Origin of the sequence: Streptomyces sp. NRRL B-24085 (assembly GCF_001282115.1) — a bacterium.
Classification (GTDB): Bacteria; Actinomycetota; Actinomycetes; order Streptomycetales; family Streptomycetaceae; genus Streptomyces.
Window position 1 is genome coordinate 1 of sequence record NZ_LJBR01000257.1, and the last position, 18649, is coordinate 18649.

Consider the following 18649-nt stretch of genomic DNA (forward strand, 5'->3'; position numbering starts at 1 on the left):
GGCCAGGGCCCTGGCCTCCTCCGTGCGGCCCTTGGCCACCAGGAAGCTCAGCGACTCGGGCAGGAACTTCGCCAGCACCGGGGCGAAGAGCAGCGGGAGCACGCAGACCCAGAACGCGGCACGCCAGCCGACCGGGTCGATGAGCCACTTGGCGACGTACGCGGAGAGGATGCCGCCCGCGTGGTGGGCGGTCATCAGCAGGCCGATGACGATGGCTCCGCGGCCGCGCGGGGCGTAGTCGGAGACCATGCTGATCGCGGTCGGCAGCAGACCGCCGAGGCCGACGCCCGCCAGCGTCCGGCCGAGGCCGAAGACGGCGACGCTCTCCGAGATCGCACACAGGCCGGAGGCCAGCGAGAAGAGGGTCACGCAGGCGACCATCAGCTTCTTGCGGCCGACGCGGTCGGCGATCGTGCCGGCGACGAGCGCGCCGACCAGCATGCCGAAGGTGGCGTAGCTGCCGAGGTCGCCCGCCTGGTCCGGGGTGAGGCCGAAGGTCCTGGTCTCCAGCAGGTGCGGCAGCACCGAGCCGTAGATGAACATGTCGAGACCGTCGAACAGCACGGCCAGCCAGCACAGACCGACGACCAGGAGGGCCAGTCTGCTGCCGCGAACGGCCGGGGAGGGGGAGGAAGACATCGTTGGTTACCTCTCGTACTTGGTGCGCTAGACGCTAAGGAGCCACCCCCAAGGTGTCAACGCTTTTGTCAACAATCTCATCGACAACTTGGGGGTGGCTCGGACAAGCGCAGCTCAGGCCACCGGCGGCGTCCCGTGCGTGTGGAACGACTCGATGGTCTTCAGACCCCAGGCCTGGCCCTTCTTCCGCTCCTGCTCGGTCCAGGTGACCAGCGGCCAGTCGGGCGCGAGCACCAGCCGGGTGAGCGGGTTGCACAGCTCGATGCGGTTGCCGCCCGGCTCGTAGACGTAGAGGAAGAACGTCTGCTGGATGGCGTGCTTGTGCGGGCCCGTCTCGATGAACACCCCGGTGTCGATGGCGAGATCGGCCGCGCGCAGGACGTCCTCCCGGGTGTCGGTGGCGAAGGCGATGTGGTGCAGCCGCCCCTCGCTGCCGGTCCAGTCCGAGGTGTAGACGACGTCGTACGACTTGTTCGTGTACGTCAGCCAGCGCGCCGCGATCTTCCCGCTGTCCAGCCGGATCTGCTCGGTGGGCCGGGCGCCGAGGACGTTCTGCTGGAACTCGGCGTTGGCGAGCACGTCGGCGGCGAGGAAGTTGATGTGGTCCAACCGCCGTACGCCGACCCCCCTGTTGGGCTTGGCCTGCGGCTGGTTCTTCAGCGCCGGCCTGAGCTCCTCGGGCGCCCGGTAGTGCTCGCTCTCCCAGTAGAGGGCGTGCTCGTGGCCGTCCGGGTCGGTGGTGACGTAGAGCTTGCCGAGACCGGGCTCGTCCTCGACCCAGGTGCCGGTGCCGCCGGAATCCTCGACCGCCTTCACCCGGCGGTGCAGCGCCTCCTCGCTGGAGGTGCGCAGGGCGAGCCGGCCGAGGCCGGGCTGCTCGCGGGCGGTGAGGACCAGGCTGTGGTGCTCGTAGTCGTCGAAGGTCCGCAGGTAGACCGTGTCGCCGTCCTGCCCGTTGACCGTGAGGCCGAGGAAGTCGGTGAAGAAGGCGACGCTGGCGTCCAGGTCCGGCGTGAAGAGCTGGGTGTGGCCGATGTGGGCGATGTCGCCGAGCGGCGGAGTCATCGGTGACCTCCTGTGGGTCGGTCGGCGGCCCGGGGGAAGACGGTGCCGTCGAAGATCTTGCGGGCCGTGCGGACCACGGCGGTACGGCGGGCCGAGGGCGGGCCGCCCGGGACGGCATCCACGCTGCTCTCGATGTCCAGGAACCCCGTGGGGTGCTCTATGCGTACACGCTCGCTGCCGGGATCGATCTCCGCGAGCCCGGCACCCACGCTCCCTTCGATGCGCAGGCCCGCGGCCACGCTGGCCGCGCCCAGGACACCGATGGAGGTGTGGCAGCGCACGGGGATGAAGGTGCGGGTGGTGACCGCGCCGCCGTCGCGGGGCGGGGCGAGCAGCGTCAGCTTGGGGACGGTGGCGTCGGAGACGTCACCGAGGCCCATCAGGCGGCCCGCGGCCAGGCGGATCGTGCGCAGCCGGTCGGCCAGGGCCACGTCCTCCTCCAGGTCCCGGGGCAGCTCGTAGCCGGTGACCTTGAGGGAGGTCGCCGCGATGAGGACGGTGGGCATCCCGTTGTTCACGCAGGTCACCTCGACGTCGTCGATGACGTCGACCGCGTTGCCGGTCGGGAGCAACTCCCCCGCGCCGGGCGGGAACTCGATCACCACGGCCGCCGCCGTTCCCGGCACGCCCGAGATCTCGGCGTCCCCGGTGTAGTCGACGCGGCCGCCGGGGGTGGGGAAGGTCGCGGTGGCGTAGTCGCCGGTGTTGACCATGCGGATCCGGACGGAGGTCTCCTGCTCCCCGGCCGGGACGAGTCCGCGCTCGACGGCGAAGGGGCCGACGCCGGCGAGGATGTTCCCGCAGTTCTGACGGTCGCTCACCTCCGGCCGGTCGACCACGACTTGGAGGAAGAGGTAGTCGACGTCGGCCTGCGGGTCGGCGGACGGCGAGATCACGGCGACCTTGCTGGTGAGCGGGTGCGCGCCGCCCAGGCCGTCGATCTGCCGGTCGTCCGGGCTGCCCATGATCCGCAGCAACAGGTCGTCGCGCAGGGCGGGTTCGGCGGGCAGGTCACCGGCGAGGAAGTAGGCGCCCTTGGAGGTGCCGCCCCGCATCAGCATGCAGGGCACCTCGTCGGGCAGCGGGGTCACGACCGCTCCCCCGTGTGCTCCTCGTAGGACCGGTACTCGACACCGAGGTTCTTCAGCGTCTCCCGCAACCCGTAGCGGTCCAGGCCCAGCTGGCCGTCGATGAAGGCGGCACGGGTGGCGGCCTCCTTCGCCTCGCGGGCCTCCGACCTCTCCACCGTCGCGGCCACCCGCTCGCGCGGGACGACCACGACACCGTCGTCGTCGGCGAGGATCACGTCGCCCGGGTGGATCACCTGGCCGTCGACGGCGATCGGCACGTTGACCGAGCCGCCGGTGGCCTTGACCGTGCCCTGCGCGGAGACCGCGCGCGACCAGGCGGCGAAGCCCATGTCCCGCAGCTCCTGGGTGTCGCGGATGCCGGTGTTCATGACGACCCCGCGCACCCCGCGCTGCTTGAGGGCGGTCGCGAAGAGCTCGCCGAACAGGCCGTCCGTGCACGGGGAGGTGGTGGTGACGACCAGGATGTCGCCCTCGCCGCACTGCTCGACGGCCGCGTGGATCATGAGGTTGTCGCCGGGCCAGCTCAGCACGGTGACCGCGGTGCCCGCGACCCGTACGCCCTGCTGGACGGGGCGGATCGCCGGGCCCAGCAGGCCCGTTCGGCCCATCGCCTCGCTGACGGTGGCCACGCCGTACCGCGCGAGCGCGTCGACGTCCTTCAGGTCCGCCTTCGGCGGGTCGGTGACGATCACGCCGCTCATGCCAGCTCCTTCGCGATCTGCGGGTACGGGCGCATGTACGCCTCGGCCATGGTCCTGTGGGCCAGGCCCAGGTTCGGGCCCGCGTTGCGCTTGAGCTGGACGCCCCGGCGCACGGCGAGGTCGGTGTAGTAGTCCCACAGGTGCTGCTGGGCGCCGAGGCACTCCATGGCCTTGCGCTTGGTCTCCCAGACCTCGGTGATGTCGAGGAGGACCTCGGGCCTGAAGCCGCTCATCTCGGGCTGGTGGGGCTCGAAGTAGAAGACCGGCGGGGCGCCGATGATCTCGCCCTCGCCCGGGTAGCCGATGGCCTGCGCGAGGACCCGGGCCTCCAGGGCCATGCGGTTGGCGGCCGGGTGGTCGCCGTTGTACGGGTCCTCGACCGGGTGGGTGAGCACCACGTCCGGCTGGGTGGCCCGGTAGACCTCGACGAGCCTGTCGGTCAGCTCGGCGGTGGCGACCAGCGGGTAGTCGCCGGCGTCGAAGAAGCGGACCTCGGCGCCGAGGGTGTCGGCGGCGCGCTCGGCCTCGTCCCGGCGTATGGCCTTGATCTCGTCGAGCTTCTTGCCCTCGCGCCAGGCTTTCGCGGACTCCCCGCGCTCACCGAAGGTCAGACAGGCGATGGTGACCTTCTCGCCCCGGGAGGCGGCCAGGGCGATGGCTCCGCCCGCCCGCCACACGAAGTCCCCGGCATGGGCGGTGATCACCAGTGTCGAACGTGGAGGGGCGGGCGCGCCTGACTGCGTCATTGCTGAAATCTCCTTGGAGTGGACAGGTTCGCGCCCGCCCCGTGCGGCTCAGCCGCGCAGCGCCTCGATCACGCTGGTGAGGTGGGCGCGGACGGCCTTCTCGGCCGCCTGCGGGTCCCTGGCCCTGATCGTCTCGATCATCGCCAGGTGCTCGTTCAGGGAGTGCTGCGGACGCCCCGGACGCAGCGCCAACTGGAAGCGGTGCCGCACCAGTTGGGCGTTGAGTCGCTCCAGCAGGTCCACGGCGGTCCGCTGGCCGGAGAACTCCCGCACCTTGGCGTGCAGCTCCTGGTTGAGCTCGGAGTAGGTCACCGGCTCGCCGTCGGCCACGGCCTTGGTCATCGCCGTGCCCAGTTCGGTCAGCTCGGCGAGCTGCTCGTCGCTGGCCAGGGTCGCCGCCTTGGCCGCGCACAGTCCTTCGAGGACCATGCGGCACTCGGTGATGGCGACCGCCTCCTCGACGGTCACCACCCGCACCCGGGAACCCCGGTTGCGGATCCGCTCGACGAGGCCCTGGGCCTCCAGATCGATGAGCGCGGCCCGGATGCTGGCCCGTGTCACACCGAACTGCTCGGCGAGCTCGTTCTCCACCAGCCGCTGTGCCGGTGCCATCTCGCCGTGCAGGATCGCCTGCCGCAACTGCGCGAACGCATGCTGCTTGGCCTGCTCCCCGGTGCTCGGACGGGCTTCCTTCGGCATCGTTGCCCTCCCTGAGTGAGTGCCTGTCGAACCTAAATCTAGCCAGACAAGATTGTCAACAATTTTGTCCGCCGTATCCTGCGCCATCAGCCGCCGCGCACCGACGAAGTGTCCGTCCACAGGCGCCGGCACTCCACACCATGTCGGCGGACGGGCCGGGAACGACCTCGCTAGGGTCGCCCCATGGATCACAGCTTCGTACTGCACGTCCCCGACGCCGAGCTCACCTCCGAGCCCCTCGCGCGGGAGCAGATCGTCTCCGGGACGCCCGAGGTGACCGGGAAGGTCGTCTGGGAGTCGGAGGACGGGCGACAGATCCGGGGCATCTGGCAGATCACCCCCGGCGTCGTCACCGACACGGAGGCGGACGAGCTGTTCGTCGTCGTCAGCGGCTCGGCGACCATCGAGGTCGAGGGCGGGCCGACGCTCAACGTGGGGCCGGGCGACATGGCCGTACTGCGCGAGGGCGACCGTACGACGTGGACGGTGCACGAGACGCTGCGGAAGGCGTACGCGATCAACCTCTGAGAAAGGGCAGATCAGTCGGCGTCCGGCGGGGCCGCTGTCGTGCCGCGGATCTCCAGCGCCGGCGAGGCCAGATCCGTACGGCCCGCTCCCCCGCGCCCCTCGAAGCGGTCGAGCAGACAGCGTGCCGCACGGCGCCCGACCTCGTGGCTGGCGTTGTCGACGGTGGTGAGCCAGACGTGGCGCAGGCGGGCGAGGCTCGTGTTGTCGTAGCCGACGACGGACAGGTCGCGCGGGACGTCCAGGCCCAGTTCCTCGGCGGCCGACACCGTGCCGATCGCGGCGATGTCGTTGAAGGCGACGACGGCCGTCGGCCGGTCGGGGCGGCTCAGCAGCCGTACGGTGGTGCGGTACCCGCCCTCCTCGGTCGTGTCGCTGGGCTCGACGACCGCCTCCTTCGCGAGGCCGTGCGCCCGCATCGCCGCCTGGTAGCCGGCCCGCCGCAGTTCGCCGACCGCCCCGTACCCGGCGATGTGCGCGATCCGGCGGTGGCCGAGGCCGATCAGGTGCTCGGTGACCAGGCGGGCGCCGCACTCGTCGTCGTTGGCGACCACGTCCACCCCCGGCAGCCGGGGCTCGCGCGCGCCGGCCACGACGACCGGGAGGCGTTCGGCCACCGCCCGGAGCGCGGCGGGTTCGGGCAGCGTGCCGACCACGACCAGGCCGTCCACACCGAGGTCCAGGAAGGGGCCCGCCGGGTCCTGCCCGGTACGGCGGTTGAGGCGGGCGTCGGCCAGGAGCATGCGCAGGCCGTTGTCGTGGAGCAGTGAGTTGAGGCCGTCGAGCAGGTCGACGAACCAGGGGTTGCGCAGGTCGTTCAGGAGGACGCCGACCGTGCGGGTGCGCTGCTCGCTGAGGCTGCGGGCGGCGGCGTTGGGGCGGTAGCCGAGCTCGCGCACGGCCCGCAGCACCGCCTCCCGTTTCTCCGGGCGGACCTGGTCGGAGCCCCGCAGCACGAGCGAGACCAACGACTTCGAGACCCCGGCCCGCTCGGCCACATCACGGATCGTCGGCGCCCTCATGGACATGGACCGTTCCATGCGGCGGGGCTGCTTGTCAAAGGCTTGACAGCGAGCGAATACGGCACCCAAGGTGACCTGGACAGAGAATGGAACGGTCCAAAGAGGGGCTCCCATGGTCGATACGCTCGGTGTCGCGGTCGTCGGATTCGGCTGGATGGGCCGGGTGCACACCCAGGCGTACGCCCGTGTCCCGCACCACTACCCACGGCTCGGCCTGCGCCCGGAGCTCGTGACCGTCGCCGAGGACGTGCCGGGGCGGGCCGAGGAGGCCGCCGCGCAGTTCGGGTTCGCCTCGACGACCCGCGACTGGCGCGAGGTCGCCGCCGACCCGCGCGTCCAGGCGGTCAGCATCACCGCGCCCAACTTCCTGCACCGCGAGATCGGTGTGGCGATGGCCGGGGCCGGCAAGCACATCTGGATCGAGAAGCCGGTCGGCCTCACCGCCGAGGACGCCCGGGCGGTGGCCGGCGCGGTCGCCGGGGCCGGTGTGCGCAGCACGGTCGGCTTCAACTACCGCAACGCGCCCGCCGTCGAGGCCGCCCGCGAGCTGATCGCCGCCGGGGAGATCGGCGCGGTCACCCATGTCCGCGTCCGGCTCTTCAGCGACTACGCGGCCCACCCGCAGGGTGCCCTGACCTGGCGCTTCGAACGCGCACGGGGCGGCAGCGGGGTGCTCGGCGACCTCGCCTCGCACGGCGCCGACCTGGCCCGCTTCCTGCTCGGCGACATCGTCTCCCTCACGGCCGACACCGCGATCTTCGTGCCGGAGCGCGCCCGTCCCACCGGCGCCACGGCCGGGCACACCCTCGCCACCGGTGAGCTCGGACCGGTCGAGAACGAGGACTACGTCAACTGCCTGCTGCGTTTCGCCTCGGGCGCCCGGGGTGTCCTGGAGGCCAGCCGGGTCGCGGTCGGCGAGCAGAACAACTACGGCTTCGAGGTGCACGGCACCAAGGGCGCGGTGTTCTGGGACTTCCGCCGCATGGGCGAGCTGGGCGTCAGCCGCGGCACCCGCTACCAGGACCAGCCGGTCAGCACGGTGTATGTCGGCCCGGGGGACGGCGAGTTCGGCGCGTTCCAGCCGGGCGCGGCCAACGCCATGGGCTACGACGACCTGAAGGTCGTGGAGGCGTACCGCTTCCTGCGCTCGATCGCCGAGGGCACGCCGTACGGGGCCACCCTGGAGGACGCCGTGCACAGCGCCGCCGTACTGGACGCCATGTCCCGGTCCGCGGCGAACGGTTCATGGACCGAGGTGGCGGTGTGACCGCACCGACGGGGGTGACCGGGGCCGGGGCGAGGGGCGCGCGGAGGCGCCGGGCGTTCACCCTGCCGCGGTTCGACTTGGTGCCTCGTGCTGGACTCCGGGACCCCCGCCGGGTCAACTGCACCAGCCGGGCGACGTGGTGTGCGGTCGCTCGGAGGGGACATGGCGACGTACGGCGAGCCTCGTACGGGCCACCGACGGTCTGCGCTTCGAAGCGGCCCAGGCGCACCGAGACGCCGTCGCGGCCGCTCTCGGCGTCCGTCACCACGCGCGGGTGAGGGACGAGCCCGGTCGGTCCCGCGGGGGATGACGCGCCCCTTCACCACGGCATGTTGTACGGCGTGACCACCTGTATCGCCGAAGGCGTCGTCGGCCCCGCCGGCGGCAGCGCCCCGTGCGCCCGCATCACGATGTGACACGCCTCCCGCATGTCCTGGCGCAGATCGTGGTGGAGCACGGCGGACAGCCGGTGTTCCCGCAGCAGCCGGTCGTTGTCGTGGTCGAGGTCGTGGGCCACGAACACCGCGCACTCCCTGCCCAGGTCCTCGAAGGCGCGCAGGGTGGCGATGTTGCCGCCGCCGATCGAGTAGACCGCCCGGATCTCCGGGTCCCGCTCCAGCGCGGCCCGGACGAGGTCGTACTGGGTGGCGTCCAGGCCCTGCCCCTCGGCGATCTCCACCACCGCCCGCTCCGGGTGCCGGGTGCGCATGGCGCTGCGGAACCCCATCTCGCGCTCCTCCTCGTTGCGGAAGAACCCGCTGCTGAGGCTGGTGAGGACGTTGCCGGGGCGGTCGCCGAGCCACTGGCCCATGAGGTAGGCGGCGGTCGCACCCGCGGCCCGGTTGTCGATGCCGACGTAGGCGAGGCGGGCCGTGGCGGGCAGGTCGGTGACGAGGGTGACCACGGGGATGCCCGCCTCCGCGAGCCGGCCGACGGCCGCCGTGACCTCGGGGACGTCCGGCGCCTTGAGGATCACCCCCTGGGAACCGCGCCGGGCTATCCGGTCGAGGATCTTCGTCAGTTCCGCCACCGGGCCGGTCTCACGGAAGTGGAAGCGGGAGCGCAGGACGGCGGGGTGCAGTGCGGGCAGCTCGGCCTCCAGGGCTGCGCGCACGGCCGTCGAGAAGCGCTCCGGGGTCTGCATCACTATGTCGATCATGAAGGTGCGGCCGACCAGCCGGACCTGGGTGCGCTGCCGGTCCAGATCGGTGATCGCCTGGTGGACCTCGCGGGCGGTGTTCTCCCGGACCCCTCCCCTGCCGTTCAGGACCCGGTCGACGGTGGCCTCGCTCAGCCCCGCCTGACGTGCGATTTCCCGGATCGGGTAGGGGTGGCCCACGCGCCTGCTCCTTGAGGGGTTTTTGATGGCTGCCTGCTGGTTGTTCGACGGCTTTGTCATGACAAGAATGACAGCGCTGAGTCGCCCCTGTCATCGAGAGGACGCCGATGTCCTTCACCGCCGTTCACCGCCGTGCCTGGCTGTCCGAGCAGGACTGCGACCTCGACTCGTTCCGCGCGCTCGTCGAGCGCACGACCGACCTCGCCGACCATCCGCACGCCACGGCCGTGGAGCGGAACGTCCTGCTGTACGACGCCGAGCGCGTCCTCGGGGCCGAGGACCGCCGGCTAGTGCAGGAGGAGCTGGTCCGGGCCCTGACCGACGGGCCCGGGGTCGTGGTCCTCCGGGGCGCGTTCCCCGATCACGCGGTCGTGGACCGGTTCACCGAGGTCTTCGACTCCCTGATCCGCGAGCAGTACGCGGCGGGCACGACCGCGGGCGACCACTTCGCGAAGCCCGGCGCCAACGAGCGGGTGTGGAACGCGCTGGAGAAGGCCGCCCTGTACGACCCGGCGGCGTTCGCCGACTACTACGCCAACCCGGTCGTCGCCCTGGTGTCCGAGGCCTGGCTCGGCCCCGGCTACCAGGTCACCTCGCAGGTCAACGTGGTCAACCCGGGCGGCCTCGCCCAGACCGTGCACCGCGACTACCACCTCGGCTTCCTCTCCGACGAGGTCGCCGCGGCCTATCCGGCGCACGTCCACCGCCTCTCCCCCGTCCTCACGCTCCAGGGCGCCGTCGCGCACTGCGACATGCCCGTGGAGTCGGGGCCGACGCTGTACCTGCCGTACTCGCAGACGTTCGAGCCCGGCTACCTGGCGTGGCGGCGGCCGGAGTTCCAGGCGTACTTCAAGGAGCACCACGTCCAGCTGCCCCTCTCCAAGGGCGACTCCGTCTTCTTCAACCCGGCGCTGTTCCACGCGGCCGGCACCAACCGCACCACGGACGTGCGCCGCATGGCCAACCTGCTCCAGGTCTCCTCGGCCTTCGGGCGGGCCATGGAGACCGTGGACCGGGAGGCGGTGTCGAACGCCGTCTACCCGGCGCTGCTGCGCCGCAAGGCGGAGGGCGCCGACGCGCGGTGGCTGGACAACGTGATCGCCGCGAGCGCCGAGGGCTACCCCTTCCCCACCAACCTCGACAGCGATCCGCCGGTCGACGGACTGGCCCCACCCTCGCAGGCGGACCTCGTACGACGGGCGCTGGCCGAGGGCTGGACCCCGCGGACGCTCCGGGACGAACTGCGGGCGTGCGCCGACCGGCGCACGAGCTGAGCGCACCGACTGAAAGGCACCGGCACATCCATGGGACTACTCGACGACAAGGTCGTCCTCGTCAACGGCGGCAGCCAGGGCATCGGTGCCGCCGTCGCCCGGGCCGCCGTCCGGGAGGGGGCGGTCGTGGCCGTCACCGGCCGCAGGCCGGAGCCCGGTGAGGCGCTGGTGGCGGAGCTGGCGGCGGCCGGCGGCAAGGCGCTGTTCGTCCGCGCCGACCTCGCCGACGCCGAACAGGCCAAGGCCTCCGTCGCCCGGGTCGTCGAGGCGTACGGCCGGGTCGACTGCCTGGTCAACTCCGCCGGGCTGACCTCGCGGGGCACGCTCCTCGACACCACGCCCGAGCTGTTCGACCAGCACATCGCGATCAACCTGAAGGCACCGTTCTTCGCCATGCAGGCAGCCGTCGCCGACATGGTCGGCCGCAAGGCACCCGGCACCGTCGTCAACATCATCACGTCCTCGGCGCACGGCGGACAGCCCTTCCTCGCGCCCTACGTGGCCGCGAAGGCCGGACTCGTCGGCCTCACCCGCAACGCGGCGCACGCCCACCGCTGGGACCGGGTGCGGATCAACGGGCTGAACATCGGCTGGACGGCGACCGAGGGCGAGGACGCCACCCAGAAGGCCTTCCACGGCGCCGGCGACGACTGGCGCGAGGAGGCCGCGGCCAGGCTCCCGATGGGCAAGCTCGGCCAGCCCGACGAGATCGCCGACTTCGTGGTCCTGCTGCTGTCCGACCGGTCGGGCGTGGTCACCGGATCGGTGATCGACTGGGACCAGAACGTCCTGGGCGGACTCGACTGACCTCCCCTCCCCCTCGGGAAACGCCGCCTGAGAAACACCGCTCACCGAAACACCCTCAAGGAGCTGCACCCCCATGCGTATCGGAATCCTCGGCCTCGGCCGCATCGGCGCCTTCCACGCCGAGACCCTCTCCGGACTCGACGCGGTCGAGTCCCTCGTCCTCACCGACCCCTTCGCCGAGGCCGCCAAGTCCGCCGCCGAGCGCTTCGGCGGCGAGGTCGTGGACTCGCCCGAGGCCCTGCTGGCCGCCGGTGTGGACGGCATCGTGATCGCGGCGGCGACCGACGCCCACCCGGGGCTGATCCTGGCGGGTGTCGAGGCCGGCGTCCCCGTCTTCTGCGAGAAGCCCGTCGCCAAGCACATGAGCGAGGGCGTCGAGGTCCTCCGGGCCGTGCAGGGCAGTGCGGTACCGATCCAGATCGGCTACAACCGGCGCTTCGACACCGGTTTCGTGAACGCGCGTGCCGCCGTCCGGTCGGGTGAGCTGGGCAAGCTGCACACCGTGCGCTCGACCACCCTGGACCCGGCCCCGCCGCCCGCCGCGTACGTCGCCGCGTCGGGGGGCATCTTCCGGGACTGCTCGGTGCACGACTTCGACATCATCCGCTGGGTGACCGGCCGCGAGGTCGTCGAGGTGTACGCCGTCGGCGGCAACCGGGGTGCCGACTACATCAAGGAGGCGGGCGACGCCGACACCACAGGCGCGATCCTCACCCTCGACGACGGCACGATCGCGGTGGTCTCCAACTCCCGCCACAACGCCCGGGGTTACGACGTCCGCATGGAGATCCACGGCTTCCAGGACTCCATCGCGGTGGGCCTGGAGGACAAGCTCCCGCTGCGCTCGGTCGAGCCCGGGGTGACCTTCCCGGCGGGCACCCCGCACGACTTCTTCATGGACCGCTTCACCGCTGCCTACCGGGCCGAACTCACCGCGTTCACCGAGGTCGTGGCCGGCACCCGGCCCTCGCCGTGCACCGTCGCGGACGCCCTGGAGGCGGGCTGGATCGCCGAGGCGTGCACGCTGTCCCTGCACGAGCACCGCCCGGTGACGATCGCCGAGGTCCGCGCCGCCTGACCCCGCTGCCGTGTCCCGGGCCCCCGAGCCCGGGACACCGGGGCTGAACGTTCCGCCCGCGACGCCCGTTTACGGTCACGTGATCTCTCCGTACGACCATGAGAGCCTCCCACGTCCGACCGACCCAGGAGTCACGAGCATGCAGGAGTTACGCGGCACCGCAGGCCCCCGAACCGTGGCCGTCGTGGGCGCAGGGCCGAGCGGCCTGGCCGTCGCCCGCGAACTGGAACGCGCCGGGCACCGGGTGACGGTGCTGGAGGAACAGGACACGGTGGCCGGGAAGTGCCAGAGCGTACGGGTCGACGGGCGCGCCTTCGACCTCGGCGGTCACATCTGCACCAACAGGTACGAACGGATCGCCGAGTTGCTCACCGAACTGGACGTGGAGACGGAGCGCACCAGCCGCTACCGCGTCCTCGACGCCGCGGGACGTGCCCTCCGCCAGCCGATGGCGTTCCTGCACGACGGCTCCCTCCAGCGCTACCGCGCGCTGCGGGCACGGGAGTTCCCCCGCATCGCCGAACCCGGCCTCGCCCACTCCGCGCGAGCCCTCGCCGCCCCCGTCGGCCGCTGGATCGCCGAGCAGGGCCTGAACTCCATGGCCGAGTCCTTCGGCACCGGTTCACGGCCGCCGGGTACGGCCACCTCGACGACGACATACCCGCCCTGTACTTCGTGAAGTACGCGGAGATGACCGGCCTGCTGGACCCCGGTCCCGAACTCCTCAGCCACCCGGGCGACTTCACCGTGGTGGGCGGGTTCGCCACGCTGTGGGAGCGGGTCGCGGCGGAGCTGAAGGACGTCCGGTGCGGGGTACGGGTGACGGCGGTGCGGCGCCGCGCCGGCGGAGTGCGGGTGCACACCGACTCGGGCCCGGTCGAGGCGGACGACGTGGTGCTCGCGGTCGCGCCGGACCGGTTCCTGCCAGCCCTGGACGCCACCGACGAGGAACGCGACCTCACCGCGCGGATCCGCAGCAACGCCTACCACACCACCCTCGCCGCCGCGTCCGGCCTCCCCGAGGACGGGTTCTACTTCCTCGCCGCCCACACGACCAGCCGTGCGACGGCCGGCCACTGCGTCTCGTACCACCACCGATACCCCGGCAGCCAGGTGCGGACCTTCTACTCCTACGGCCGCCCCGACGACGTCACCGCGCTGCTCCGGGAGGACGTCACGGCCCTCGGCGGGCATCTGGAGGAGGTGCGTCTGCGGCGCGAGTGGGCGTTCATGCCGCACTTCGGCAGCGCCGACCTGGCGGACGGCGCGCTGGACCGGCTCGACGCGCTGCAAGGACGCGACCACACCTGGTTCGTCGGCGGGCTGCCGGCCTTCGAGCTCGTCGAGTGCACGGTGGCGCACGCCCAGGACCTCGCGCGCCGCCACTTCCCGCCCGCACCGGGCACACTGACCCGGCGGGCCCACGGCCCCGCCCTGAACGAGGAGGAACGGCAGACATGAGCGAACCGCTGCGCATCGGAGTGCTGGGAGCCGCGCGGATCAGCGCGTCCTCACTGATCGGACCGGCCCGGGCGACCGGCCACCGGGTCGTGGCGGTGGCCGCGCGCGACCGGGCCCGCGCCGAGGCCTACGCGGCCGAGCACGGTGTGGAGCGGGTCGCCGGGTCGTACGCCGAGCTGATCGCCGACCCCGAGGTCGAGGTCGTCTACAACCCGCTCGCCAACGGGCTGCACGGGCCGTGGAACCTGGCGGCGCTCGCCGCCGGAAAGCACGTGCTGAGCGAGAAGCCGTCGGCGAGCAACGCCGAGGAGGCCGCGGAGGTGCGGGAGGCCGCCGCGAAGGCCGGGACGGTCTTCATGGAGGCCTTCCACTACCTGTTCCACCCGGTCACCCGGCGCCTGCACGAGGTCCTCGCAAGCGGGGAGATCGGCGAGCTGCGGCACGTCGAGGCCATGGTGGCGATCCCGGCCCCGGCGGACTCCGACCCGCGCTGGTCGCTGCCGCTGGCCGGCGGCGCGGTGATGGACCTCGGCTGCTACAGCCTGCACGCGCTGCGCGTGCTGGCCCCCTGGGCGGGCGGCGCGCCGCGGCTGGTGTCCGCGCGCGGCGGGGAGCGGGCCGGCGCCCCCGGTGTAGACGAGTGGCTGGACGCCGACCTGGCCTTCCCGGGCGGGGCGACCGGCTCCGCGCGCTGCCACATGGCGTACGACCGGCTGGAGATGAGCTGCCGGGTCGTCGGTTCGCGGGGCGAGGTCCTCGCGCCGAACTTCGTGCTGCCGCACACCGACGACCGGATCGTGGTGCGCACGGCGGACGGCGAGCGCACCGAGCGGCTCGGCACCCGGTCGTCGTACACCTACCAGCTGGAGGCGTTCGCGGACCGGGTCCGCGGGGGCGCCCCGCTGCCGCTGGACGCGGACGACGCGGTGTCGACGATGACGCTGATCGACGAGGCCTACCGGGCGGCGGGCTTCGAGCCGCGGCCGCGCATGTCCTAGGGGTCCCGCAGCTCGGCCAGTTCGCTCCGGGTGAGCGACTCCTTCTCGGTCCGGCCCAGTGCACCGAGTACGTCGGCGAGGCAGTCCAGCGCCGGGGCCAACTCGCCGGCGCCGTGCGGCTTGCGGGCCTCGGCCACCGCCGCCGCGGCACAGGCGCCGGCCTCGGCAGGGTCGCCGACGGCGGTATGGCAGCGGGCCAGGTCGATCAGGAGGCGTACCCGCAGCGGCAGCACGATCTCGGGGGCGGTCCACGCGAGGGGGCCCCGCAGCGCCTCCCGGGCCTCGGGGCCCACCCCCAGAGCGTCCTCGTACCGCCCCAACCCCCGGAGGACACCGACCAGTTCGGCGAGGACCTGCGGGCGCACCAGGTCGACGTGGGCCAGCTCGCGGAGCGACATGGCGGCCAGGAGCGCGGCGCACTCCTCGTAGACGGCCACGGACTCCTCGCTGCGGCCGGCCGCGGCGAGCAGCATCCCGTAGGTCCGCAGCGCGCCGGGCAGGCTGCCGAGCGCCCGGTCCCTGCGGTCGGGGGCGGGCAGGCCGCGGTAGGCCGCCACGCTCGCCCGGGCCACCGGCAGAGCCTCCTCGGCCCGGCCGAGGCTCGCGAGGGCCTGTGCCCGCACGTCCGCGGTGAAGGCGGTCAGCGCCGCGAACGGCTCGCCCGGCACGGCGTCCGCGGCCGCGCACGCCTCCTCGAACCGGCCGGACAGCAGCAGCGCGTGGGCGCGCAGCGCCAGGGCTCGGCTGAGCCCGTCCGCGTCGGCCGTCGCCCGGTAGACGGCCACCGCCTCCTCGGCCCACGCCAGCCGCCGCTCGGGCGACGGCGACCGCAGCCCCGCCCAGGAGGGCGTGACGCAGTACGACAGGGCCGCCCCGAGCAGCGGTGCGCCCCGCTCCGGTGCCAGCCTGGCCGCCGCGCGCGGCAACGGCAGGAATATCCGTACGAGTCCCATGACCACCCCCTCGCCGCCCCGCCGAGGACAGCCGCGCCATGGTGGCACAAGGGGTCACGCCGATGCCGCGATTCACCGAGTACGTAGCGAGCACGGGGGAACTTCGCCGAACTCCCCCCGCACGGCGCGCAGTCAGCCGTACAGGGCGGGCCGCTCGGCGAGTTCCACCGGTACCCGGCCGCCCTCGGTCAGCGACCGTACGCCGGCCTCGCACACCGCGGCCGCCGCGTAGCCGTCCCACACGCTGGGGCCGGTGACCTCGCCGCGGCGGGTGGCGTCGACCCAGGCCTGCACCTCGCGGTCGTAGGCGTCGGCGAAGCGTTCGACGAAGTCCTGGGCGATGGTGCCGCCCCAGCGTCCCGCCATGCTGGTGACCATGGCGTGCCCGTCGCCGATGCGGGCGGTGCCGCGTTCGCAGACCGCCTCGGCCTGCACCTGGTAGCCGAAGCCGCAGTTGACGAAGATCTCCACGTCGGAGAGGGCACCGCCGTCGGTCTCGAAAACGACGAACTGGGGGTCCTGGAGGTCGTCCGGGGCGTTCGCCGACGGGGTGGGCCGCCACACCGTGACCGCGGTGATCTCGTGCCCGAGCAGCCAGCGCGTCACGTCGGTCTCGTGGGCCACGGAGTCGCTGATCAGCATGGAGCTGGTGAAGAAGGGCGGGCTCGCGGCGTTGCGGTGCCGGTTGTGCAGCATCAGCGGCCGCCCCAACTGGCCCGTCTCCAGCAGCGACTTGAGTTTCATGTACTCGGCGTCGTAGCGCCGCATGAACCCCACCTGGGCGCGCCGGTGCCCCAGTCGGCACTCGGCCTCCACAACCCGCAGCGCCGAGGCCGCGTCGGGGGTGAGCGGCTTCTCGCACAGCACCGGCAGGTCGTGCTCGAAGGCCTGGAGCAGTGCCGCCTCGTGGGCGGGGCCCGGCGAGGCGATCAGGACGGCGTCGACATCGGCCGCCGCCATGGCGGAGGCCGGGTCGGTGTAGGCGGTGCAGCCCTCGACCCGGGCGGCGATCTGCTTGGCGCGTTCCGCGTCGAGGTCCACGACGGCGCTCACCCGGGCGCCGCTGACGACCTCGTGGATTCGGCGGACGTGGTCGGCGCCCATCTTGCCGGTGCCGACGACGGCGACACCGAGGGTGCCTCGCTCGGTCATGGTGCCCCCTTCAGGCGCCGCAGGACCTCAGGAACTTTCGGGTGCGCATCGCGATCGGCAGCGGCGCGTCCGGCTCGCACGGGTACATGTCCTGCTCGACGACGGCGAACAGCTCCACGCCGAGTCTCTGCGCGGCCACCAGCACCGGCTCCAGCTCCGGTACACCGGAGGGCGGTTCGCACATCACCCCGCGCCGCACGGCCGGCCCGAACGGGACCCCGTCGCGCACGACGTCCGCGAGGATCTCCGGGTCGACCTGCTTGAGGTGGAGATAGCCGATGCGTTCGCCGTACGTCTCGATGAGCTTGACGCTGTCGCCGCCGCAGTAGGCGTAATGCCCGGTGTCCAGGCAGAGGTTGACGAGTTCGGAGTCCGTCGAGTCCAGGAAGTGCTCGACGTGGTCCTCGGTGTCGAGGTGGGTGTCGGCGTGCGGGTGGACGACGATGTCGAGCCCGTACGCCTCCTTCACCTCGTGGCCGAGCCGCTCCATGCCCTTGGTGAGGTGGGCCCACTGCTCGTGGGTCAGCTCCGGGGGCTCCAGCATCTCCGCGGTCCTGTCGTCACGCCAGAAGGACGGGATGACGACGAGGTGCCGGGCGCCCACGGCCTGGGTGAGCGCGGCGACCTGGCTGACGTGCTCCCAGGTCGACTCCCACACCGAGGGGCCGCGGTGCAGTCCGGTGAAGACCGTGCCCGCCGAGACCTGGAGGTCACGCCGGGCGATCTCGTCGGTCAGGCGGGCCGGGTCGGTCGGGAGGTAGCCGTACGGCCCCAGCTCGATCCAGGAGTAGCCCGCCTCGGCGACCTCGTCCAGGAAGCGTTCCCACGGCACCTGGGCCGGGTCGTCGGGGAACCAGACGCCCCACGAGTCCGGGGCCGAGCCGACGCGGATGCGGTCGAGCGGGGCCGCCATCTCAGGCCTTCCCCTCGCCGGTGGCGGCCACGGGTGACGTCAGGTCCTGCTCCTCGGGGAGCGCTTCGGTGTCGACGCCGCGGACCTGGGACAACTCGTGCTTGAGCGCGGCGAGTTCGGCACCGCCGGCCATGTGGTTGGTGAGTTCTTCCAGGGTGATCCGGTCACGGGACGCGGACAGTTCCATGGTGCCCAGGCGCAGCACGCTGAAGTGGTCGCCGACCATGTAGGCGTGGTGCGGGTTGTGGGTGATGAAGATGACCCCGAGCCCCCGGTCGCGGGCGGCGGCCACGTACTTGAGGACCACTCCGGACTGCTTGACGCCCAGGGCGGCGGTGGGCTCGTCCAGGATCAGGACGCGGGCGCCGAAGTAGACGGCGCGGGCGATGGCCACGCACTGGCGCTGGCCGCCGGACAGGGTGCCGATGGGCTGTTCGAGGTCGTCCAGGACGATGCCCATCTCGCGCAGCTCGTGGTCGGCGGTCCGCTTCATCTTCTCGATGTCCAGACGGCGCAGCGGCCAGGGGCCCTTGGTCATCTCGGAACCGAGGAAGAAGTTGCGCCACACCGGCATCAGGGGGACCACGGCCAGGTCCTGGTAGACGGTCGCGATGCCCTTGTCCAGCGCCTCGCGCGGGGTGGTGAAGCGTACGGGCTGCCCGTCGACGAGGAACTCGCCCTCGGTGTGCTGGTGCAGACCGGAGATGATCTTGATCAGGGTGGACTTGCCGGCGCCGTTGTCGCCGAGCACGCAGGTGACCTGGCTCGGGCGGACCTGGAGGCTCACTCCGTGCAGGGCGCGGATGTTGCCGTAGGACTTGCCGGCGTTGCGCAGTTCGACGATCACCCCGTCGCTGCTCTGCGGTTCGTCGGCGAGGATCGCGCCGTGCGTGCCGGGGGTTTCGTGGGAGTCGGTCAT

At 72.3% G+C, this 18649-nt stretch carries 20 protein-coding genes; 8 read left to right on the forward strand and 12 right to left on the reverse strand.

Annotated elements, in window-relative coordinates:
* The 6 genes from AOJ26_RS26320 to AOJ26_RS26345 all read right to left on the reverse strand — a co-directional run.
* Positions 1-639: MFS transporter (locus tag AOJ26_RS26320; RefSeq protein ID WP_159044390.1), on the reverse strand; the 639-nt coding region annotated here is incomplete at its 3' end.
* 114 nt (positions 640-753) lie between these two features.
* Positions 754-1704, reverse strand: coding sequence for a catechol 2,3-dioxygenase (locus AOJ26_RS26325; RefSeq protein ID WP_053850833.1), 951 nt, complete (start codon positions 1702-1704; stop codon positions 754-756).
* A complete protein-coding gene (locus tag AOJ26_RS26330; protein ID WP_086724061.1) occupies positions 1701-2765 on the reverse strand; it encodes a 4-oxalomesaconate tautomerase in 1065 nt (354 codons plus the stop codon). Before AOJ26_RS26330 ends, AOJ26_RS26325 begins: the two co-directional genes overlap by 4 nt.
* A gap of 26 nt (positions 2766-2791) precedes the next feature.
* Positions 2792-3496, reverse strand: coding sequence for a 4-carboxy-4-hydroxy-2-oxoadipate aldolase/oxaloacetate decarboxylase (locus tag AOJ26_RS26335; protein ID WP_053850835.1), 705 nt, complete (start codon positions 3494-3496; stop codon positions 2792-2794).
* A complete protein-coding gene (locus tag AOJ26_RS26340; protein WP_053850836.1) occupies positions 3493-4242 on the reverse strand; it encodes a PIG-L deacetylase family protein in 750 nt (249 codons plus the stop codon). Before AOJ26_RS26340 ends, AOJ26_RS26335 begins: the two co-directional genes overlap by 4 nt.
* Before the next feature lie 48 nt (positions 4243-4290).
* A complete protein-coding gene (locus AOJ26_RS26345) occupies positions 4291-4941 on the reverse strand; it encodes a GntR family transcriptional regulator (protein ID WP_053850837.1) in 651 nt (216 codons plus the stop codon).
* Positions 4942-5124: 183 nt separating this feature from the next.
* On the opposite strand from AOJ26_RS26345, the gene AOJ26_RS26350 reads away from it, so the two are divergent.
* Positions 5125-5469, forward strand: a complete 345-nt coding sequence (locus tag AOJ26_RS26350) for a cupin domain-containing protein (RefSeq protein ID WP_053850838.1) — start codon at positions 5125-5127, stop codon at positions 5467-5469.
* Positions 5470-5480: 11 nt separating this feature from the next.
* Here AOJ26_RS26350 and AOJ26_RS26355 read toward each other — a convergent pair whose 3' ends face one another.
* Positions 5481-6488 carry a LacI family DNA-binding transcriptional regulator gene (locus AOJ26_RS26355; RefSeq protein ID WP_053850865.1) on the reverse strand — a complete coding sequence of 336 codons (1008 nt, stop codon included), beginning with the start codon at positions 6486-6488 and terminating at the stop codon, positions 5481-5483.
* Between the two features lie 112 nt (positions 6489-6600).
* Between AOJ26_RS26355 and AOJ26_RS26360 the strand changes: the two genes are divergently transcribed.
* Positions 6601-7755, forward strand: a complete 1155-nt coding sequence (locus AOJ26_RS26360) for a Gfo/Idh/MocA family protein (RefSeq protein WP_053850839.1) — start codon at positions 6601-6603, stop codon at positions 7753-7755.
* Positions 7756-8074: 319 nt separating this feature from the next.
* On the opposite strand, the gene AOJ26_RS26365 is transcribed toward AOJ26_RS26360, so the two are convergent.
* On the reverse strand, positions 8075-9094 hold the full coding sequence (locus AOJ26_RS26365; RefSeq protein WP_053850840.1) for a LacI family DNA-binding transcriptional regulator: 1020 nt from the start codon (positions 9092-9094) through the stop codon (positions 8075-8077).
* Positions 9095-9201: 107 nt separating this feature from the next.
* Between AOJ26_RS26365 and AOJ26_RS26370 the strand changes: the two genes are divergently transcribed.
* The 6 genes from AOJ26_RS26370 to AOJ26_RS26390 all read left to right on the forward strand — a co-directional run bounded on the left by AOJ26_RS26370 (position 9202) and on the right by AOJ26_RS26390 (position 14712).
* On the forward strand, positions 9202-10368 hold the full coding sequence (locus AOJ26_RS26370; protein WP_053850841.1) for a phytanoyl-CoA dioxygenase family protein: 1167 nt from the start codon (positions 9202-9204) through the stop codon (positions 10366-10368).
* A 30-nt stretch (positions 10369-10398) separates the two neighbouring features.
* Positions 10399-11175, forward strand: coding sequence for an SDR family oxidoreductase (locus AOJ26_RS26375; RefSeq protein WP_053850842.1), 777 nt, complete (start codon positions 10399-10401; stop codon positions 11173-11175).
* A gap of 73 nt (positions 11176-11248) precedes the next feature.
* On the forward strand, positions 11249-12253 hold the full coding sequence (locus AOJ26_RS26380; protein WP_053850843.1) for a Gfo/Idh/MocA family oxidoreductase: 1005 nt from the start codon (positions 11249-11251) through the stop codon (positions 12251-12253).
* Positions 12254-12392: 139 nt separating this feature from the next.
* Positions 12393-12932 carry an FAD-dependent oxidoreductase gene (locus tag AOJ26_RS45260; RefSeq protein WP_373413161.1) on the forward strand — a complete coding sequence of 180 codons (540 nt, stop codon included), beginning with the start codon at positions 12393-12395 and terminating at the stop codon, positions 12930-12932.
* Entirely contained in the window at positions 12929-13714 is a 786-nt protein-coding gene (locus AOJ26_RS45265; protein ID WP_373413162.1) for an FAD-dependent oxidoreductase, read from the forward strand. Before AOJ26_RS45260 ends, AOJ26_RS45265 begins: the two co-directional genes overlap by 4 nt.
* Positions 13711-14712, forward strand: coding sequence for a Gfo/Idh/MocA family protein (locus tag AOJ26_RS26390; RefSeq protein ID WP_053850844.1), 1002 nt, complete (start codon positions 13711-13713; stop codon positions 14710-14712). Before AOJ26_RS45265 ends, AOJ26_RS26390 begins: the two co-directional genes overlap by 4 nt.
* Here AOJ26_RS26390 and AOJ26_RS26395 read toward each other — a convergent pair.
* The 4 genes from AOJ26_RS26395 to AOJ26_RS26410 all read right to left on the reverse strand — a co-directional run bounded on the left by AOJ26_RS26395 (position 14709) and on the right by AOJ26_RS26410 (position 18649).
* A complete protein-coding gene (locus AOJ26_RS26395) occupies positions 14709-15665 on the reverse strand; it encodes a tetratricopeptide repeat protein (protein ID WP_143663528.1) in 957 nt (318 codons plus the stop codon). The two genes, AOJ26_RS26390 and AOJ26_RS26395, sit on opposite strands and share 4 nt — an antisense overlap.
* A 132-nt stretch (positions 15666-15797) precedes the next feature.
* Positions 15798-16817 (reverse strand): Gfo/Idh/MocA family protein, encoded by a 1020-nt coding sequence (locus AOJ26_RS26400; protein WP_053850846.1) that lies wholly within the window; start codon positions 16815-16817, stop codon positions 15798-15800.
* Positions 16818-16827: 10 nt separating this feature from the next.
* Positions 16828-17730, reverse strand: coding sequence for a sugar phosphate isomerase/epimerase family protein (locus AOJ26_RS26405; RefSeq protein WP_053850847.1), 903 nt, complete (start codon positions 17728-17730; stop codon positions 16828-16830).
* A 1-nt stretch (position 17731) separates the two neighbouring features.
* Positions 17732-18649 (reverse strand): ATP-binding cassette domain-containing protein, encoded by a 918-nt coding sequence (locus AOJ26_RS26410; RefSeq protein WP_053850848.1) that lies wholly within the window; start codon positions 18647-18649, stop codon positions 17732-17734.

Excerpts from the sequence above, each read along its gene's own strand:
- AOJ26_RS26325 (WP_053850833.1), bottom strand. The coding sequence starts at position 1,704 with ATGACTCCGCCGCTCGGCGACATCGCCCACATCGGCCACACCCAGCTC.
- AOJ26_RS26330 (WP_086724061.1), bottom strand. The coding sequence starts at position 2,765 with ATGCTGATGCGGGGCGGCACCTCCAAGGGCGCCTACTTCCTCGCCGGT.
- AOJ26_RS26335 (WP_053850835.1), bottom strand. The coding sequence starts at position 3,496 with ATGAGCGGCGTGATCGTCACCGACCCGCCGAAGGCGGACCTGAAGGAC.
- AOJ26_RS26340 (WP_053850836.1), bottom strand. The coding sequence starts at position 4,242 with ATGACGCAGTCAGGCGCGCCCGCCCCTCCACGTTCGACACTGGTGATC.
- AOJ26_RS26345 (WP_053850837.1), bottom strand. The coding sequence starts at position 4,941 with ATGCCGAAGGAAGCCCGTCCGAGCACCGGGGAGCAGGCCAAGCAGCAT.
- AOJ26_RS26350 (WP_053850838.1), top strand. The coding sequence starts at position 5,125 with ATGGATCACAGCTTCGTACTGCACGTCCCCGACGCCGAGCTCACCTCC.
- AOJ26_RS26355 (WP_053850865.1), bottom strand. The coding sequence starts at position 6,488 with ATGAGGGCGCCGACGATCCGTGATGTGGCCGAGCGGGCCGGGGTCTCG.
- AOJ26_RS26360 (WP_053850839.1), top strand. The coding sequence starts at position 6,601 with ATGGTCGATACGCTCGGTGTCGCGGTCGTCGGATTCGGCTGGATGGGC.
- AOJ26_RS26370 (WP_053850841.1), top strand. The coding sequence starts at position 9,202 with ATGTCCTTCACCGCCGTTCACCGCCGTGCCTGGCTGTCCGAGCAGGAC.
- AOJ26_RS26375 (WP_053850842.1), top strand. The coding sequence starts at position 10,399 with ATGGGACTACTCGACGACAAGGTCGTCCTCGTCAACGGCGGCAGCCAG.
- AOJ26_RS26380 (WP_053850843.1), top strand. The coding sequence starts at position 11,249 with ATGCGTATCGGAATCCTCGGCCTCGGCCGCATCGGCGCCTTCCACGCC.
- AOJ26_RS45260 (WP_373413161.1), top strand. The coding sequence starts at position 12,393 with ATGCAGGAGTTACGCGGCACCGCAGGCCCCCGAACCGTGGCCGTCGTG.
- AOJ26_RS26390 (WP_053850844.1), top strand. The coding sequence starts at position 13,711 with ATGAGCGAACCGCTGCGCATCGGAGTGCTGGGAGCCGCGCGGATCAGC.
- AOJ26_RS26395 (WP_143663528.1), bottom strand. The coding sequence starts at position 15,665 with ATGGGACTCGTACGGATATTCCTGCCGTTGCCGCGCGCGGCGGCCAGG.
- AOJ26_RS26400 (WP_053850846.1), bottom strand. The coding sequence starts at position 16,817 with ATGACCGAGCGAGGCACCCTCGGTGTCGCCGTCGTCGGCACCGGCAAG.
- AOJ26_RS26405 (WP_053850847.1), bottom strand. The coding sequence starts at position 17,730 with ATGGCGGCCCCGCTCGACCGCATCCGCGTCGGCTCGGCCCCGGACTCG.
- AOJ26_RS26410 (WP_053850848.1), bottom strand. The coding sequence starts at position 18,649 with ATGACCGACTCCCACGAAACCCCCGGCACGCACGGCGCGATCCTCGCC.